Here is a 258-nt window from a genome sequence, read left to right on the forward strand (position 1 = left end):
GGCATGCACTCATTAGGAATTAATCAAAAGGTAGATAGCTTTTTGTTTAGTTTTTTTGAGTTAAAAGGGAAGCTTGAAGGCGATGATATTTTTACTCCATTTTTCAAAATAGTTGTTTCTTATACAGACGTTGAAGGTAATGATTATTCCAATGAGTTAACTATTGATTTTGCTGAGCTAAAAGGAATTACTGAAATTGGAGGCGGAGATCCCCTGCATAAAATGGCTGGAGATTTAAAGAAACTCAGAGAACAATTT

Annotated in this window: 1 protein-coding gene; it reads left to right on the forward strand. The window is 33.3% G+C overall.

Annotation, left to right across the window (positions count from 1 at the left end; genetic code table 11):
• Window positions 1-258: hypothetical protein (locus tag AAEY62_RS23305; protein WP_350636815.1), on the forward strand; the 258-nt coding region annotated here is incomplete at both ends.

The sequence above is a fragment of the Pseudoalteromonas sp. GW168-MNA-CIBAN-0100 genome (assembly GCF_040309225.1).
Taxonomy (GTDB): Bacteria; Pseudomonadota; Gammaproteobacteria; order Enterobacterales; family Alteromonadaceae; genus Pseudoalteromonas; species Pseudoalteromonas arctica.